The sequence below is a fragment of the Frankia torreyi genome (assembly GCF_000948395.1).
Lineage (GTDB): Bacteria > Actinomycetota > Actinomycetes > Frankiales > Frankiaceae > Frankia > Frankia torreyi.
The window spans coordinates 69255-86340 of the sequence record NZ_JYFN01000010.1; the positions used below are offsets into that span (position 1 = coordinate 69255).

At 74.2% G+C, this 17086-nt stretch carries 12 protein-coding genes; 11 read left to right on the forward strand and 1 reads right to left on the reverse strand.

What is annotated here, in order from left to right; genetic code table 11:
• The first annotated feature begins 131 nt into the window (after positions 1-131).
• The 9 genes from FF36_RS08720 (at position 132) to FF36_RS08760 (ending at position 14556) form a co-directional block, all read left to right on the forward strand.
• Complete coding sequence (locus FF36_RS08720) at positions 132-1379, forward strand: glycoside hydrolase family 6 protein (protein ID WP_044884533.1); 1248 nt, start codon at positions 132-134, stop codon at positions 1377-1379.
• A 167-nt stretch (positions 1380-1546) separates the two neighbouring features.
• Positions 1547-2884 carry a glycoside hydrolase family 6 protein gene (locus FF36_RS08725; protein ID WP_236705406.1) on the forward strand — a complete coding sequence of 446 codons (1338 nt, stop codon included), beginning with the start codon at positions 1547-1549 and terminating at the stop codon, positions 2882-2884.
• Entirely contained in the window at positions 2881-3564 is a 684-nt protein-coding gene (locus FF36_RS08730) for an SCO family protein (protein WP_044884483.1), read from the forward strand. Before FF36_RS08725 ends, FF36_RS08730 begins: the two co-directional genes overlap by 4 nt.
• Before the next feature lie 195 nt (positions 3565-3759).
• Entirely contained in the window at positions 3760-4956 is a 1197-nt protein-coding gene (locus FF36_RS08735) for a lipase family protein (RefSeq protein WP_242418567.1), read from the forward strand.
• A 198-nt stretch (positions 4957-5154) separates the two neighbouring features.
• Positions 5155-6390, forward strand: coding sequence for a type IV toxin-antitoxin system AbiEi family antitoxin domain-containing protein (locus tag FF36_RS08740; protein WP_044884484.1), 1236 nt, complete (start codon positions 5155-5157; stop codon positions 6388-6390).
• A 92-nt stretch (positions 6391-6482) separates the two neighbouring features.
• A complete protein-coding gene (locus FF36_RS08745; RefSeq protein WP_044884485.1) occupies positions 6483-8390 on the forward strand; it encodes a methylmalonyl-CoA mutase subunit beta in 1908 nt (635 codons plus the stop codon).
• Positions 8390-10639, forward strand: a complete 2250-nt coding sequence (scpA, locus tag FF36_RS08750; RefSeq protein ID WP_044884486.1) for a methylmalonyl-CoA mutase — start codon at positions 8390-8392, stop codon at positions 10637-10639. Before FF36_RS08745 ends, scpA begins: the two co-directional genes overlap by 1 nt.
• Positions 10640-10728: 89 nt before the next feature.
• Positions 10729-11745, forward strand: a complete 1017-nt coding sequence (gene meaB, locus FF36_RS08755; protein ID WP_044884487.1) for a methylmalonyl Co-A mutase-associated GTPase MeaB — start codon at positions 10729-10731, stop codon at positions 11743-11745.
• A gap of 183 nt (positions 11746-11928) precedes the next feature.
• On the forward strand, positions 11929-14556 hold the full coding sequence (locus FF36_RS08760) for an Hsp70 family protein (protein WP_044884488.1): 2628 nt from the start codon (positions 11929-11931) through the stop codon (positions 14554-14556).
• A gap of 130 nt (positions 14557-14686) precedes the next feature.
• Here the strand turns inward: FF36_RS08760 and FF36_RS08765 are convergent, their stop codons facing one another.
• Positions 14687-15277 (reverse strand): hypothetical protein, encoded by a 591-nt coding sequence (locus FF36_RS08765; RefSeq protein ID WP_152989787.1) that lies wholly within the window; start codon positions 15275-15277, stop codon positions 14687-14689.
• Between the two features lie 209 nt (positions 15278-15486).
• On the opposite strand from FF36_RS08765, the gene FF36_RS08770 reads away from it, so the two are divergent.
• Both FF36_RS08770 and FF36_RS08775 read left to right on the forward strand, forming a co-directional pair.
• On the forward strand, positions 15487-16026 hold the full coding sequence (locus FF36_RS08770; RefSeq protein ID WP_055406172.1) for a hypothetical protein: 540 nt from the start codon (positions 15487-15489) through the stop codon (positions 16024-16026).
• Between the two features lie 13 nt (positions 16027-16039).
• A complete protein-coding gene (locus FF36_RS08775) occupies positions 16040-17068 on the forward strand; it encodes a hypothetical protein (protein WP_044884489.1) in 1029 nt (342 codons plus the stop codon).
• Positions 17069-17086 lie beyond the last annotated feature (18 nt).

A 17086-nucleotide genomic window follows, 5' to 3' on the forward strand; every position in this document is an offset into this window, starting at 1 on the left:
CCGGTCGGTCGGCCAGTCGGTCAGCCGGTCGCGGCGCGGTTGCGGCGGGGTCGCGGCCGGCGGGGGAGTGGGCCCCGCGGCGACCGCCCCACGCCGAGGTCGGCGAGGCCACCGTCGAGAGGAGTGCCTTCGTGCCGACGTCCAGGTCCCGGGCCGCCGTTCCCATGCCGCCGGGCGGCGACCGTGTGTGGCCGGGCTGGCCGCGACGGGCCCCTGCCCCGCGCGGCCAGGGAGTGCGGGGGTGGCGCCCGTGCGCCTGCGGCCGTCCCCGCGGGGTCGCGGCCGTCTTCGCACTGGTCGCGGCGCTGGTCGTCACGCTGGTCGGGTGCGGCCCGGGCGGCGGCGGGAAGTCGGCCGGCGGGGCCGGCGGTGCCGTGGGCGTGGGCGCTGTCACGACCGCGGTGCCCGCCCCGGATCCGACCCGCTGCCCCGCGGGCGGCGGCGCCGGGACGGGTCCCTCCCTCGCCGCTTCCTCCCTCCCCGCCGACGGGGCCGTCGCCCGGGGCCGCGCGCCCCGCGGCCCGTTTCTCGTCGACCTGGCCAGCCAGGCGGCGCAGCAGGCGCAGGCCCATCCGGCCGACGCCGCGGCCATCGCCCCGCTGGTCCAGACCTCGTCCGCCTTCTCGGTCGGCGACTGGATCACCGACGTCGTCGGCGAGGTCCACCGCCGGGCCGCCGCGGCTGCGACGGCCGGAGCCACCGCGGTGTTCATGGTTTACGCCATCCCGCACCGGGACGTGGGAGCCGGTTTCTCCGCCGGCGGGCTGCCCGACGCCGTCGCCTACCGCCAGTTCACCCGCCAGGTCGCCGCGGGCATCGGCGGCGCGGCGGCGGTCATCGTGCTCGAACCCGATGCGCTCGGGCAGATCGACCAGCTCGACGCCGCGCAGGCGGCCGAACGCTACGCGCTGCTGCGCGACGCGGTCGACGTGTATGGCACGCTGCCGGCGACCAGCGTCTACCTGGACGGCGCGAACTGCGGCTGGATCGCCCCGGCGGTCATGGCCGGGCGGTTGGCGCAGGCCGGGATCGCGCACGCCCGCGGCTTCGCCGTCAACGTGGCGAACTATTACCGCACCGAGGACGAGGCCGCTCGCGCCGAGGTCCTCTCCCGCTTCGTCGGAGGGGCGCACTACGTCGTCGACACCTCCCGCAACGGCCGCGGCCCGGCGGTCGGGCTGACGAACGCGTGGTGCAATCCGCCCGGACGCGGCCTCGGCGAGAAACCCACGACCAGCACGGGATATCCGCATGCGGACGCGTTCCTCTGGGTGAAGACGCCCGGCGCGAGCGACGGGGAATGCGGCCGTGGCGATCCGGCAGCGGGCACGTGGTGGCCGGAACAGGCCGCGGAGCTCGTGCGCAACGCCGCGGGCTGAACGCCGGCCGGTTATGCGCTCCCCCCGGACGGGGGAGGGAAGTCTCCCGGTACGGAAGATTGCCCGATACCCGCCGGAGTGTCGCCATTGTGGCCGTCGATATGCTCTTTTCCGACATCGGGGCACTGCGCGTCAACACCGCGCGGTCGCGTGCATTCGGAGGTCGCGTGTCGGACGCCTCGGGTCACCGCCGTCATCGTCGTCCCACCCCGTCGGCGGGGCGGGACGCGGCGGCCGCGGGCGCCCCACGGGGCCATCGTGGCCGGTTCTTCGCGCTGCTCTGGCCGTTGGCGGCGCTCATGGTGTGCGCCGGCTTCGGGCTCGAACAGCTCGTCATCGAGCCGGCCTACGGGTCCTCGGGCGGATCGAGCACGGTCGCCGCGCAGCCGGGCGTCGTCACCCTCACCCCTGCCCCGGCGCCGCCGGATCCGACGCCGGCCTCGCCGGGCACGGTCCAGGTGGCGAAGGCCGGCGTGGCACTCGCGCCGGCGGCCCATGCTACCCGGCCGGTGGCGTCGGCCAGCACGGCGGTCGCGGTGGGCGGGCTCACCGCCGCGGGCACCGGGGGTTCCGGCGCGCCGGCCGACGCCGCAGCGTTGCCGGCGGTCGTCGGTGCGACGGCCGGCGACCCGTTCGCCGCCGCGACCCTCTACGTCGATCCCGCCGGCGACGCGGCCCAGGCGGTGCGCACGCTGCGCCAGACCGATCCCGCCGGGGCACAGACGCTGTCCCGGCTGGCCGGCCGCTCCCACGCCGACTGGTTCGGCGACCCGGATCCCGCCACCGTGCGCACCCGCGTCGCCGACCGGGTTCGGGTGGTGCGGGCGGCCGGCGCGCTGCCCGTGCTCGTCGCCTACGCGATCCCGCAGCGCGACTGCGGCGGCGGCCAGTCGGCGGGCGGGGTCGCCGGCGAGTCCGCCTACCGGGCGTGGATCGCCGCCTTCGCCGCCGGCATCGGCTCCGGTCCCGCCGCGGTCATCCTGGAGCCGGACGCCCTGGCCCAGATCGACTGCCTGGCACCGGCCGCCGCCACCGCCCGGTACGCGATGCTCGGCTACGCCGTCGACCAGCTCGCCGCGGTCGGGGCCGAGGTCTACCTCGACGCCGGCAACGCATCCTGGCATTCGGCCGCCGACACCGCCGCCCGGCTGCGGCAGGCCGGCGTCGCCCGCGCCCGGGGCTTCGCCCTCAACGTGTCGAACTTCGACGAGACCGCCGACGAGACGGCCTACGGCGATGCGGTTGTCGCCGCCCTCGGCGGCACCGCCCACTACGTCGTCGACACCTCTCGCAACGGTCGGGGGCCGGCCGCCGACAACGCCTGGTGCAACCCGCCCGGCCGAGGCCTGGGCGTGGCCCCCACCGACCGGACGGGCAATCCGCGAGCCGACGCCTACCTGTGGATCAAGGTGCCCGGGGAGTCGGACGGCGCGTGCAACGGCGGTCCGGCCGCCGGCGGATGGTGGCTCGACTACGCCATGGGCCTGGCGAGCAGGGCCGCGTGACGACGCGCGGCGGGCCGTCGGGGCGGGGCCGCGCGGCGGTGCTGCTCGGCTGCCTCGTCGCGCTGCTCGGCCTGCTCGCCGCCTGCGGGCCCGCAGGCGGCTCGGGGTCGACGGCCGGGGGACCGGTACACCTCGACGACGTCGGCGGGGCCACCGGGGTGCGGGGCGTGCGCCTCGACCCCCCGGTGCGCCTGCCCGGCGTGACCCTCACCGACACCACCGGCCGGCCGTGGACCCTGCCGGCGGCCGCCGATGGCCGGCTCACCCTGCTGTTCTTCGGCTACAGCTCCTGCCCGGACGTCTGCCCCACGACGGTCGCCGACCTCGCCGCCGCGGTGGGTCTGCTCACCCCCGCGCAGCGCGCCCGGGTCCGGGTGGTCGTCGCGACAACCGACCCGGCCCGAGACACGGGTCCGGTCCTGCGCCACTGGCTCGACCAGTTCGACCGATCGTTCGTCGGCCTGACCGGGCCGGCCACGGCGGTGACCCGACTCGCCGACACGGCCGGCGTCACCTTCAGCACGCCGACGCCGGCCGCGGATGGCACGATCGTGGTGCCGCACGGCAGCCAGGTCACGGCGATCGGCCCGGACGGCGTCGCCCGCGTCGGCTACCTCGCCGGCACCGCCGTCGCCGACTACGCCCACGACATCCCGCTGCTGCTCGCGGGAGAGAGCTGAGCGCGGGGCCCGACCGCCCGGCGCCACGCGACGGTGGCGAGGGGAGCGGCCCGGATGCCGGACAGCACGCAGCCGGATACTTCTCGGCGGTCGGGTGCTTCCTGGCGGTCGGGTGCTTCCCGGCGGCGTGTTCTGCCGAGGTCGGGGACGTCGCCGTGGTCACCGGGGCGCCGGCCGCGACTGGCAGGGGCGCTCGTGGTGCTGGTCCTGGTGCCCGCGCTGGTCGGCTGCGGGTCGGGCGGCCGGACGCCGACCGGTGGCCCGGCCGACCGGCCACGCTATTTCGGCCCGGTGGCCCCGCCGGCGGGAGAGGGGTTCTACCGCCCGCCCGTGCCGCTGCCCGCCGGCCGTGCCGGGGATGTTCTGTGGTCGCGTCCCGTGCCGGCGGCGGGGCCGTTCGCCACGGCCGGGGCGCGGGTGGTCCAGGTGCTGTACCTGTCCAGCGGGGCGCTCGGTAGGCCGATCGCGGTCAGCGGCACCGTGCTCGTCCCCGTCCACCCGGCCGGCGACGCGCCGATCCTCGGCTACGCGCCCGGCACCCAGGGGCTCGGCGACGACTGCGCGGCGTCGAAGGGACTCGCCGTGGGCGTCAACCTCGCCGTCGGGGCGATCACTGAGGCGCTGGGCCGGGGGTGGATCGTCGCCGTGCCCGACTACGAGGGGCTCGGCACCCCGGGCGAGCACACCTACGTCGTCGGGCCGGCCGAGGGGCACGCCCTGCTCGACATCGTGCGGGCCACCCCGCGGGTCGCGGGGCTCACCGGCGCGGCGCATCGGCGGGTCGGGCTGACCGGCTACTCGCAGGGCGGGGGAGCCGCGGTGTGGGCGGCGCAGCTCGCCCCCGCCTACGCGCCGGACCTGGACCTACGCGGGGTCGCCGCCGGTGGCGTGCCGGCCGACCTGGGGGCTGTCGGGCGCGCCCTGGACGGAAAGGGGGCCGCCGGGCTCGGTCTGGCGGCCGCGGTCGGCCTCGACGCGGCCTATCCGGACCTGCGGCTGAACGCGCTGCTGACCCCGTCCGGCCGCAGCGTGTTCGCCGCCGTTCGCACCGCCTGCTCGCTGGCCCTGGTCACCGGGTTCGCCGGCAGGCGGATCGCCGACCTGACGACCACCGATCCGATGACGCTGCCGCGCTGGCGGGCGCGGCTGGCCGAGAACACCCTGGGACGGGTGGCGCCCCGCATTCCGCTCTACCTCTACCACGCCACGTCGGACAGTCTGGTCGCCTTCGGCCAGGCGGCGCGCCTGCGGACGGAGTACTGCACCCGGCGGGTCGCGGTGACCTGGGCTCCCTTCCCCGGCGACCACATCGACGGGGTGGGGCGCACGCAGGATGCGCTGCGGTTCCTCGCCGACCGCTTCGCCGGCCTCCCGACGCACGGGAACTGCTGACCCGCACACCGCCGCGCCGCGCCAGTTGCCGGATGCCATTCCCCGACCATTTCTTCGAATAGGGAGGCGGCGAATACGGGAAATGGTTGTCACTGTTCGGGGGATTCGTGATCTGCTCGCCGTCCACCGCCGCGACGGTTATCCACAGCTTTCATGTTGCCTCTGGCTGGCGGGTCGATTCTGTTGGATTCTCGGTTCATGACCTTTTCCCGCTCGGCCTCGACCCCGCCGACCCGACCCGTCGTCCGCCGCTACCCCGGTCTCGACCCCGCCGTCGCGCTGGCCCGCCGGCAGGGCGGGGTGATCACGTTCCGGCAGGCGATGTCCGTCGGCCTGACTCGCGGTCAGCTCCGCCAGCTCGTCCAGTCCGATCAGTGGAGCCACCCCGTCCGCGGTGCCTTCGTCGTCCCGGTCGTCCCCCTGAACGAGGACGTCGCCGGGCCCGGCGACGAGCGGCGGGGCTCGGGCTGGGCGCCGGAGCCGGCGCCGTTCGCCGACGAGCCTCCTGCGGTCGCCGAGGATGGATGGCACTGCGGGCACCTCGCCGCTCGTGGCGGCCCGCTCCTCCCGGTGCTCCCCGGTGGTGCGGTCCCCGCCGCCGCGGTCCCCGGTGGCGCGGCCCCCGCTGGCGTCTGCCCGGGGGTGTTCGCGCCGCCTCCCTTTCCCCTGTCGGCGCGCGTGCGGGCGGCACTCGTCGGCCGTCCGCACGCGGTCGTCTGCAACATCACCGCCGCCCGGCTGCTCGGGTTTCCCGGTGGGGAGCCGGAGAATCCGGCCGAGCCCGTGCACCTGCTGCTGCCGCCCCGGCTCACGCGGGCGCAGCCGCGGGGAATCCGGCTGCATTTCACCGAGCTCGGCGCCGGCGAACAGGTCGACCTGGCCGGGATTCCCGTCACCTCGCCGGCGCGCACCCTCGCCGATCTCGTGCTCGCGGCGCCCAGCCGGGAGGCCGCCGTCACCGAGATGGACGCCGCCCTGCACAGCGGGGTCGTGCCGAACCTGCGTGCGGCCCGCGAGGCGGCGGCCGGGCGGCGGGGCTTCCGGCCGACGCAGGACTGGTGGGATCTGGCCGACGGGCGGGCGGAGTCGGCGCTCGAGACCCGGCTGCGGCTGCTGCTCGCCGACGCGGGGCTCGCGCCGCCCCAGTTGCAGTGGCCGGTCCAGGACAGCGGCGGCCAGGCGATCGCGAAGCTCGACCTCGCCTGGCCGGAGCACCGGCTCGACGTGGAGGCCGACACGTACACCACGGCGAGCTCCGCCGAGGCGTTCCACCTGGAGCGGCTGCGCGGCAACCTGCTCGCCGCCCGGCGGTGGGCGGTGCTGCGGTTCAGCGCGCTGGACGTCGCCTGGTACCCGGAGCGGATCGTCGCCGCCGTCGACCGGTTCCTCGCCTCCCCCACGGCGTGGGACGAGGCGGAACGGCAGGCCTCGTGAGTATTGCCACCATCCGGACAAAGGCGTGCAAGGACTTGTGACAGGAAGTACATTCCAAGCCGCCCGGGCGTCCCACGCCTACGATCCGGAACATGAGCGTTCCATCGGCCGGGCTGTCGCTGGCCGCAGACTTTCCGGAGGCCACCCGCGCCGAGTGGCAGCAGCTCGTCCTGGGCGTCCTGCGCAAGTCCGGCGTGGCGACCGAGTCGAGTGCCGCCGGCGAAGTCGAGGAGCTGCTGGCCACGCGGACCTATGACGGCCCGCTGATCCGACCGCTCTACACCGCCGACGACCTGCCCGCCGGCGGGGTGGGCCTGCCGGGCCTCGCGCCGTTCGTGCGGGGTGGTCGGCCCCAGGGCGCGGGCCCCACTGGCTGGGACGTCCGCGCCCTGCACGCCGGTCCCGACGCGAAGGCCGCCGCCGATGCCGTTCTCACCGACCTGGAGAACGGCGTCACGTCGCTGTGGCTGCGCCTCGGCTCCGGCGGGCTGCCGATCGGCGCCCTGGCCACGGTGCTCGGCGAGGTCTACCTCGACCTCGCCCCCGTCGTTCTCGACGCGGGCGCGCAGACCCGGTCGGCGGCCGAGGAGCTCTTCCGCCTCGCCGCCGCCCGCGGCGTGCCCGGCTCGCAGCTCGCCGGCAGCCTCGGCGCCGATCCGATCGGCCTGGCCGCGCGGGCGGGTCTGCCGGCGGACGGGCCGGCGGGGCTGACCGAGGCGGCGGCCCTCGCGGCGCGCTGCGTGGCCGAGTTTCCCGGCGTGCGGGCCCTCGTCGTCGACGCCCAGCCCTACCACCGCGCCGGCGGCAGCGACGCCGAGGAGCTCGGTGCGTCGCTGGCCACCGGGGTCGCCTACCTGCGCGCGCTCACCGACGCGGGGCTGAGTCTGCCCGAGGCCCTCGGGCAGCTCGAGTTCCGTTACGCGGTCACCGCCGACCAGTTCTCCTCCATCGCGAAGCTGCGGGCCGCGCGCCGGCTGTGGTCCCGGGTCGCACAGGTGTGTGGGGCCGAGCCGGCCGAGCGCGCCCAGCACCAGCACGCGGTCACCTCGGCGGCGATGATGACGCGGCGCGATCCCTGGGTGAACATGCTGCGCACCACCCTGGCCTGCTTCGGCGCCGGCGTCGGCGGTGCGGACGCGGTGACGGTTCTGCCGTTCGACACCCGCCTCGGCGTGCCCGACGACTTCTCCCGGCGGATCGCCCGCAACACCCAGACCCTCCTGCAGGAGGAGTCGAGCCTGATCCGGGTGATCGATCCGGCCGGTGGTTCGTGGTTCGTGGAGTCGCTCACCGCCGAGCTCGCCGAGGCTGCCTGGGCCTGGTTCACCGAGATCGAGCGGGCCGGCGGGATCGTCGCCGCCCTGCGCTCCGGTCTCGTCGCCGAGCGGATCGCGGCCACCTGGGCCAGGCGCGCCGAGGCGATCGCCCACCGGCGCGATCCCCTCACCGGCGTCAGCGAGTTCCCCAACCTGGCCGAGAGCCTGCCCGAGCGCGTTCCGGCCCCGGCCGAGGAGCGTCCCACCATCGACGGGACGCCCGGCCTGCCCGAGATCCACTACGACGCCGACTTCGAGGCGCTGCGGTCGCGTGCCGACACCCACGCCGAGGCGGCCGCCCGCCCGGTGGTGTTCCTGGCCACCCTCGGCAGTGCCGCGGCGTCGACCGCCCGCGCCACGTTCGCCGCGAACCTGTTCCAGGCGGGCGGGTTCGAGACCCCGACGTCCGGCCCGGGTACCGACCCGGCCGCGATCGCGGCGGCCTTCGCCGCCTCCGGCGCCGCGGTGGCCTGCCTCTGCTCGGGCGACAAGGTGTACGCCGAGCACGCCGCCGCAGTGGCCCGGGCGCTGCGCGACGCGGGCGCCCGCCAGGTGTGGCTCGCCGGTCAGCCGGGCTCGCGCGCCCAGGCCGACGCCGAGGCGGGCATCGACGGGTACGTCTTCACAGGATGCAATGCGGTCGCCGTGCTCCAGGCGACGCAGGCCGAGGCGGGAGTGCGCTGATGTCCGTGGACAGCTCGAACCGGCCCTCCGCCGCCATCCCGGACTTCTCCCAGGTGGAGCTCGGCGGCCCGCCGGCCGGCGCGGACACGCCCGAGGCCGCGTGGCGCACCGCGCTGGAGGCGGCGACCGGCAAGGACGTCGACGCCCTGACCTGGGACACCCCCGAGGGCATCGCGGTCAAGCCGCTCTACACTGCCACCGACACCGCCGGGCTCGACTTCCTGCGCACCTACCCGGGGATCGCGCCGTTCCTGCGCGGCCCCTATCCGGCGATGTACGTCACCCAGCCGTGGACGATCCGTCAGTACGCCGGGTTCTCCACCGCCGCGGCGTCCAACGCCTTCTACCGGCGCAACCTCGCCGCCGGCCAGAAGGGCCTGTCGGTCGCCTTCGACCTGCCGACCCACCGCGGCTACGACTCGGACCACCCGCGGGTCACCGGGGACGTCGGGATGGCCGGGGTGGCCATCGACTCCATCCTCGACATGCGCCAGCTCTTCGACGGCATCCCGCTGGACCGGATGAGCGTGTCGATGACCATGAACGGCGCGGTGCTGCCGGTGCTCGCGCTCTACATCGTGGCGGCCGAGGAGCAGGGGGTGGCTCCGGAGCAGCTCGCCGGGACCATCCAGAACGACATCCTCAAAGAATTCATGGTCCGCAACACCTACATCTACCCGCCGCAGCCGTCGATGCAGATCATCTCGGACATCTTCTCGTACACCTCGCAGAAGATGCCGAAGTTTAACTCGATCTCCATCTCCGGCTACCACATGCAGGAGGCCGGCGCGACGGCCGACCTGGAGCTCGCCTACACCCTCGCCGACGGCGTCGAGTACATCCGCGCCGGCCTGGGCGCAGGGTTGGCGATCGACGCATTCGCCCCGCGGCTGTCGTTCTTCTGGGCGATCGGGATGAACTTCTTCATGGAGGTCGCCAAGCTGCGCGCGGCCCGGCTGCTGTGGGCGCGGCTGGTCAACCAGTTCTCGCCGACGAGCTCGAAGTCACTGTCGCTGCGCACCCACTCGCAGACGTCCGGCTGGTCGCTGACCGCCCAGGACGTGTTCAACAACGTGGTGCGGACCTGCGTCGAGGCGATGGCCGCCACCCAGGGTCACACCCAGTCGCTGCACACCAACGCCCTCGACGAGGCGCTGGCGCTGCCCACCGATTTCTCCGCCCGCATCGCCCGCAACACCCAGCTGCTGCTGCAGCAGGAGTCCGGCACCACCCGGGTCATCGACCCGTGGGGTGGCAGCCACTACGTCGAGCGGCTCACCTACGACCTGGCCCGCAAGGCGTGGGGTCACATCAGCGAGGTCGAGGCGTCCGGCGGCATGGCGCAGGCCATCGACGCCGGCATCCCCAAGATGCGCATCGAGGAGGCCGCGGCGCGTACCCAGGCGCGCATCGACGCCGGCCGCCAGCCGCTCATCGGCGTGAACAAGTACCGGGTGGCCGCCGACGAGGCGATCGAGGTCCTCAAGGTTGACAACTCGGCGGTGCGTACCGAACAGATCGACAAGCTGCGCCGCCTGCGCGCCGAGCGTGACCCGGCCGCGGTCGAGGTGGCGCTGCACGCGCTCACCGCGGCCGCGGACGCCGCCCGCGACGGCCGTCGCGGTCCCGGCCTGGAGCAGAACCTGCTGGCGCTGGCCGTCGACGCGGCCCGCGCCAAGGCGACGGTCGGCGAGATCTCGGACGCGTTGGAGAAGGTCTACGGGCGCCATTCCGGCCAGATCCGTACCATCTCCGGGGTGTACCGGGACGAGGCGGGACCCGCCGGGAACGTCGCCGCCGCCCGCGAGGCCGCCGCCGAGTTCGAGCGCCAGGAGGGCCGCCGGCCGCGCATCCTCGTCGCGAAGATGGGCCAGGACGGCCACGACCGCGGCCAGAAGGTCATCGCCAGCGCCTTCGCCGACATCGGCTTCGACGTCGACGTCGGCCCGCTGTTCCAGACGCCCGCCGAGGTCGCCCGTCAGGCGATCGAGGCGGACGTCCAGATCGTCGGAGTGTCCTCGCTGGCCGCCGGGCACCTCACCCTGGTGCCCGCGCTGCGCGAGGAGCTCGCCGCGCTGGACCGGTCCGACATCCTCATCGTGGTCGGCGGGGTCATCCCCCCGGGCGACTTCGACGAGCTGCGGGCCGCCGGGGCGGCGGCGATCTTCCCGCCGGGTACGGTCATCGCCGACGCGGCGCTGGAGCTGCTCGCCACCCTGTCGGCGCAGCTCGGCCACTCCGCCGCCTGAACCGGTCGAGCTGTGGCATCTCTGGCAACGGCACCGCCGGCTATGGCCTGGCCGGCACCGGCGCCGCCGGCTATGGCGTCGCTGACGTCGTGACCCGGCGCATCGATCTGACCGAGTACGCGGACGGCGTGCTGGCCTCGTCGCGGACCTGGATCGCGCGGGCCATCACGCTGGTCGAGTCCAGCCGGCCCGACCACCGGGAGCTCGCCCAGCAGTTGCTGGTGACCCTGCTCCCGCACGCCGGCAAGGCGCGCCGCGTCGGCATCACCGGGGTGCCGGGCGTGGGCAAGTCGACGTTCATCGACGCGCTGGGCACCATCCTGACCGGGCGAGGCCACCAGGTGGCGGTGCTCGCCGTCGACCCGTCGTCGACGCGGACGGGCGGCAGCATCCTCGGCGACAAGACCCGGATGGCCGCGCTGTCGGTGGACCCCGCGGCCTTCATCCGACCGTCGCCGACCGCGGGCACCCTCGGCGGGGTCGCGAAGGCCACCCGGGAGGCGATGGTGGTCATGGAGGCGGCCGGCTACGACGTCGTCATGGTCGAGACGGTCGGCGTCGGCCAGTCGGAGACGACGGTGGCCGACATGGTCGACACCTTCCTGTTCCTGACCCTGGCCCGCACCGGCGACCAGCTTCAGGGGATCAAGAAGGGCGTGCTGGAACTCGCCGACGTCATCGCGGTGAACAAGGCCGACGGCCCGCACGAGCTCGACGCCCGCCGCGCCGCCCGCGAGCTGGCCGGGGCGCTGCGGATGCTGCAGGGCTCCTCGGGGCCGCGCGACTGGAACACCCCGGTGCTCACCTGCAGCGCCGCCGAGCGCACCGGCCTCGACACCGTCTGGGCGCAGGTGGTCAAGCATCAGGACACCCTCGACGCCTCCGGCGAGCTCGCCGCCCGCCGCCGGCGCCAGCAGGTGGACTGGACCTGGGCGATGGTCCACGACCGGCTGCTCGCCGAGCTGCGGGCGCACCCGCGCGTGCGGGAGATCGCCCCCGACCTCGAACGTCGCGTCCGCGACGGCACGCTCACCCCCGCCCTCGCCGCCGACGCGATCCTCGCCGCCTTCGGCGACCCTGCACCACCCTCCGGCACCGGGCGATAACTCCCACGCCGCCCCGCGGTTCGCTTTGGCTCCAGTTCCTCGCTGTCTTGCACCGGACACGAAGATTGCCTGGTCAAGCGTCTACGATGATCGCACCATCTAGAGGGGCGAGAGCTCCGGCGGTCGGGGGCGGTCCAGGAGCCCCGGGGTGCCTCGGTGATCGTGTGGTTTTCGGGAGTCGCGGTGAGTTATCAGCTCGGTATCGATGTCGGATCCGCGAACACGATCGTTGCGGTCACGGACGGCGGCTGGCCCCGCGTGCTCGAACTCGGCGGGCAGCGGCGGCTGCCGTCGGTGGTGTTCGCGCCACCGGGCGGCGGTCTGCAGTTCGCCCGCGCGGCGGCCCGGCGCGCCCAGGCCGATCCGGCCCGGTCGGCGACCGATCTGCTACGCCGGCTCGGCGACGGCGGCCCGATCCTGCTCGGCGGCGCCGCCTACAGCCGCGAGGGTCTGCTTGGCCGGCTGGTCGCCCATCTCGTCGGCCTGGCCGTTGATCAGCTCGGCGGGCTCCCGGACCAGGTGGTGGTGACCTTCCCGACGTTCTGGTCCCCGGGCCGGCGGGAGACCTTCACCGACGCGATCACCCAGCTCTCCGGGCTGGAGCTGCCGGTCGTGGCCCTGCCCGCGGCCGACGCGATGGGGACGCTGCTCGCCCGCAGCTCGGTGACCCAGACGGTCGACCTCGTCGGCTGGTACGACCTCGGCGCGGGCTTCCTTGACGCCGCGGTCCTGTCCTTCTCGCCGTTCGGGTTCCAGCTCGTCGGCGCGCCGGCGGGGCTGCGTCACGGCGCCGGCCTCGATCTCGACGAGCTGCTGGTGGACCGGGTGCTGGCCGTGGCCGGCATCGCGCCCGCGCACCTCGACCGGGCCGACGCCGCCACCCGTGTCGCGCTCGCCCGCCTGCGCCGCGAGGCCGCGCAGGCCAAGGAGGTCCTCGCCGAGGAGGACGAGGTCGACCTGGCGGTGGAGCTGCCCGGCATCGACGCCTCGGTCACGCTGACCCGCGGCGAGCTGGAGACGCTCGCCGGCCCGACCGTCGACGACACCGTCGAGACCTTCCGGCGGGCGTTGCGCTCGGTGCCGGCGGACCCCGCCGACCTTTCTCGCATCCTGATGTCCGGTGGGGTGGCGCATCTGCCGCTGGTGGCGCGCCGGCTGCGTGCCGCCTTCCCGGAAATCGGCCGGATCGAGCACCGCGCGGACGCGGACGTGGCGATGGGCGCGGCACTGATCGCCGCCGACCTCGCCGATCGTTCCGCCCGGGCCGGTGGGGCGGTGTTCGGTGCCGTGGGAGCGGCGGGCGCCGGGGCCATCGAGGAGCCGTACGACGTCACCGCGGTCATCCGCCCGCCGGACGCCTCCAGCCTCACGTCGCTGCCGCCGTTCCTCTCCGGGGGCGGGACGCCGCCGCCGGGGGCCGGTGCCGGCGGGGCAGCCGGCGAGGGCGGGGCGGCGGTCGCCGCCGGATCGTCGGACGGCGGGACTCCGGGCCCCTACGGGGCGGCGGGCGGTTCACCCGGTTTCGGCGAGGCCACCGTGCTCACACCGGACGCCGGTCGCGGTCATGGCGCCGCCGGCCTGCCGGGTGGGGGCGGCGGTGGTGCGCTCGGCCAGCCGGGCGCGGCCCCCGGTGCCTATGCCGCGGCCGCGAGCGCCGACGAGACCGGACTGCTCCCCGCGGACGCAGCGGGTGCGCCCGTGGGCGCCGCCGCGGACGCCGGGGGGTCGCATCGCGCCACGCAGGGAGGCGGCGGCGGGATCTTCGGGTCCCGTCGGGTCATGGTGGCCGCGGCGATCATCGCCGTCCTGTTCGTCGCCATCGGGACGACCGCCGGAGTCGTGCTCACGGGGCGCGACTCGGGTTCGGGCGGGGACTCCGTGGCCGCCGTCGGGGGAGCCTTCCCGACCACGGATCCGATTCCACCGTCGTCCAGTCCCACCTCCGAGCCGCCGGCCGCCACGAACCTCGTGCGGGTCGCGGGCTCCTCCGAGGTCGCCCCCATCACCGAGACCGCCTACAACGAGTTCCGCCAGACCCAGCGCAACGTCACCGTCAACATCGAGGCGACCAGCACCGAGGACGGTTTCGCGGCCCTGTGCAGCGGCAAGGCCGAACTCGCCGACGCCTCCTTCGAGCTCACCCCGGGAATCGTCAAGGATCCCGGATGCGCGAAGCAGGTCGTCGGGTTCGAGGTCGCGCACCACACCCTGCCGATCGTGGTCAATCCACAGAACACCTGGCTGCACTGCCTCAGCCTCAAGCAGGTCAAGCAGATCTGGGGCGCCGACTCGTCGGTGACCCGCTGGAGCCAGATCGACAGCTCGTTCCCGGACGAACCGATCGCGTTCGTCGGCCCGCCCCACGACTCGGTGCAGGCGGAGGTCTTCAACGCGACCATCAGTGACGCCAGTGACCGCTCCCGCGCCTACCGGCAGGTGGACCTGAGCGGGGTCGCCAACGACGTCGCCGGCGACCGGTCGGCCATCGGTTTCCTGGATTACCCCACCTACGAGACGTTCGGCGCCAGGCTGCGCGGAGTGGAGATCAACAACGGCGAGGGGTGCGTCGCGCCGACCGCGGTGGCCGTCGGCACCGGGCTTTACCTGCCGCTGTGCAAGCCGCTGTTCGTCTACGCCCGCACCGACGCGCTGCGTCGGCCGGCGACCGCCGCCTTCCTGCGCTACTTCCTGGAGAATGGTCGCAAGATCGCCTTCGACGCGCACTACGTGCCGCGCAGCGACGACACGGTCGGGGAGAACGTCGCCAGGCTGGAGAAGCTGACGACGGGGGTGGGACCGGTACCCGCCTGACCAGGCGACCGGCCCGCAGCGTGTGCGGGCCGGTTGATCTGCGTGGCAGGGTGGGGGACGCCGGCCGGGCGGTCGCACGGTGCGGCGAGCCTGCCGGCTCTCAGGTCACGGACTCTCAGATCACGGACTCTCAGGCGACGGAGTGGGTGACGGTGCAGGTGTAGGTGCCGACGATCACGTTCGTGGGAACGGCCACGGTGAGTGTCGGTTCCCACGAGACGGTGCTCGTGTCGAGATCCATCGTGGTGGCGGAGAAGGCGGTGCGGGAGGCGGCCAGCGTCACGGCACTCGTCGCGGTGGGCTGGCCGGGGCTGACCAGGGATGGCAGGCCGGTCGTGGCGGTGGCGGGGCCGGACCAGTAGATCAGCGACGCCCGGGGGATCGTCTCGTCGGACGCGCCGGTCCCGGTCGTGCAGTTCGTCGAGGTCACGGTGGCCGTCCAGGCGCCGACCAGAGCGGTGCTGGTGACGGTCGTCGTCGCCAGTTGGACGCTGAGCGGGTCGTCGCCGATCGCGTGCGAACCGAGGTTCGCCGTAGCGGGAGCGGTGATGGTCAGCGTCGCCTGGGCCGGACTGCCGGACCAGGTGACCAGCAGGATCACGAGGACCGTGAATGCCGAAAGCCTGCCTGTAGTCCGCCCGAGGCCGGGGAGGTTGCACCGCATCTCGACGACTCCTGACCGCATCCGCAGCACGATGCTGGCCTTGCTACCACGACGCACGAGGGTGGGTCTGGACCTCGGGGCCGGACGGGACGAGTCCGGCGGGGGCGGGGGCGAGCGGTGGCCGGGGAAGGCCGTCGAGACACGCGACTGTTGCTGTGTGTGTTCGTTCGCTACCCAGGGTGATAGCTTTCGCTGCGTGCCCGGCGGATCACATCTCTCGATACCGCAGCAGGGGCGCTCCGGCCTCACACAGGGGAGTAGTTACGTTGCGTAAGTCATCGCTGTTTCTTCTGAGCGCAGCCGCCGCGGCGGCCGCCCTTCTCGGCTCAGCGCTACCGGCCAATGCCGCGACCGCCGACACCGTGGTGACCCTGACCCTCACCGGAGGGGCCGTGAACATCACGGCTCCGGCCACCGCTACCCTGACCGGCGCGATCGGGACGACGCCCGTGTCGGGTCCCCTCGGGCTCGTCACGGTCACCGACACCGAGGGCACCGAAGCGCCCTCCTGGGTGGCCAGCGTGTCCACCACCAACTTCAACGCGCCGGTGGGTTCCGGCATCGCCCCGATTCCCGTCGCGAACATCCACTACTCGCCGGGCACGGTCACCCGCGTGAACAACACGGGAACCGCAAACGACGCCAACTTCACCGGCGAATTCGTCGCGGTCCCGACGGTGACGGCCACCGGCGGCCCCGGCATCAACTCGGCGTCATGGAACCCGACGCTGACGGTGGACATCCCGCCCACCGCCGTCGCCGGTACCAACTACACCGCCACGATCACCCACTCCACGGTGCCGTGATCGGGGCTACGGGATGAACAGAGGCACCCTCTTCGGTGCCCTCGCGGTGGTGGCCGGGATGCTCATCCCGGCCACCACCGTTCCTGCCGTGTCGGCCGCGCCCCGCAACGGGACCGTCAACTCCGACGGGACGTTCGGGATCAGGCTGGTCGAGGTCACCGCGTCGCTGTGGAAGGATCCCCGGGCCAGGCAGTACATCGTCGATCACCTCAACCCGGGCACCACGATGCGCCGCCAGGTGGAGGTCGTGAACAACACCGACGCCCCGATGCGGATCGAGCTGTACCCGGGGGCCGCGAGCCTCGGTGAAAGCTCGTTCCACTTCGCCGAGGGGCGCAAGCCCAACGAGCTGACCACCTGGGTCAGCCTGGACCGGAGCGCGATCGAGGTCGGCGCGCACTCCCGGGAGAAGGCCGTGGTGACTGTCGCCGTACCCCGGGACGCCTCGCCGGGCGAGCACTACGGCGTGCTCTGGGCGCAGGCGGGCAGCGCGGCGCCGAAGGGCAGCGGCTTCCAGATGGTCAACCGGGTCGGGATCCGGATGTACCTGGACATCGGCCCCGGCGGCCCGCCCGCCGCCGGCTTCACCATCGCCGCACTCACCGCGAGCCGTCTGCTCGACGGGCGACTGGCAGTCGGTACCGAGATCCACAACACCGGTGGTCGGGCGTTGGACATGTCCGGCGAGCTGACGTTGACCAAGGGTCCGGGCGGCCTGCAGGCCGGACCGTTCCGGGCGAACCTCGGAACGACGATCGCCCCTGGGGAGGTCAGCCCGGTCTCGTTCGCACTCGACGGGCAGATGCCGGCGGGCCCGTGGACCGCGACGGTGACACTGCACAGCGGGCTGGTCGAGCGGACCGCCACGGCGGTGATCCGTTTCCCTGACCGTCGCGGCGCCTCCGAACGGGTCCGAGTGAGTGGCGCCTCCACCCGCCGGGTCGCGGTCACGTCCGCGATCGTCACCGGCGGGTCGCTGTTCGGCGTCGGAATGCTGGTCATGCTCGCGCGCCGGTGGCGCCGACGCCGGTCGGCCTCCTGATCCGCGGTCGGCAGGTGA

Excerpts from the sequence above, each read along its gene's own strand:
- FF36_RS08745 (WP_044884485.1), top strand. The coding sequence starts at position 6,483 with ATGAGCGTTCCATCGGCCGGGCTGTCGCTGGCCGCAGACTTTCCGGAG.
- FF36_RS08740 (WP_044884484.1), top strand. The coding sequence starts at position 5,155 with ATGACCTTTTCCCGCTCGGCCTCGACCCCGCCGACCCGACCCGTCGTC.
- FF36_RS08775 (WP_044884489.1), top strand. The coding sequence starts at position 16,040 with ATGAACAGAGGCACCCTCTTCGGTGCCCTCGCGGTGGTGGCCGGGATG.
- scpA (WP_044884486.1), top strand. The coding sequence starts at position 8,390 with ATGTCCGTGGACAGCTCGAACCGGCCCTCCGCCGCCATCCCGGACTTC.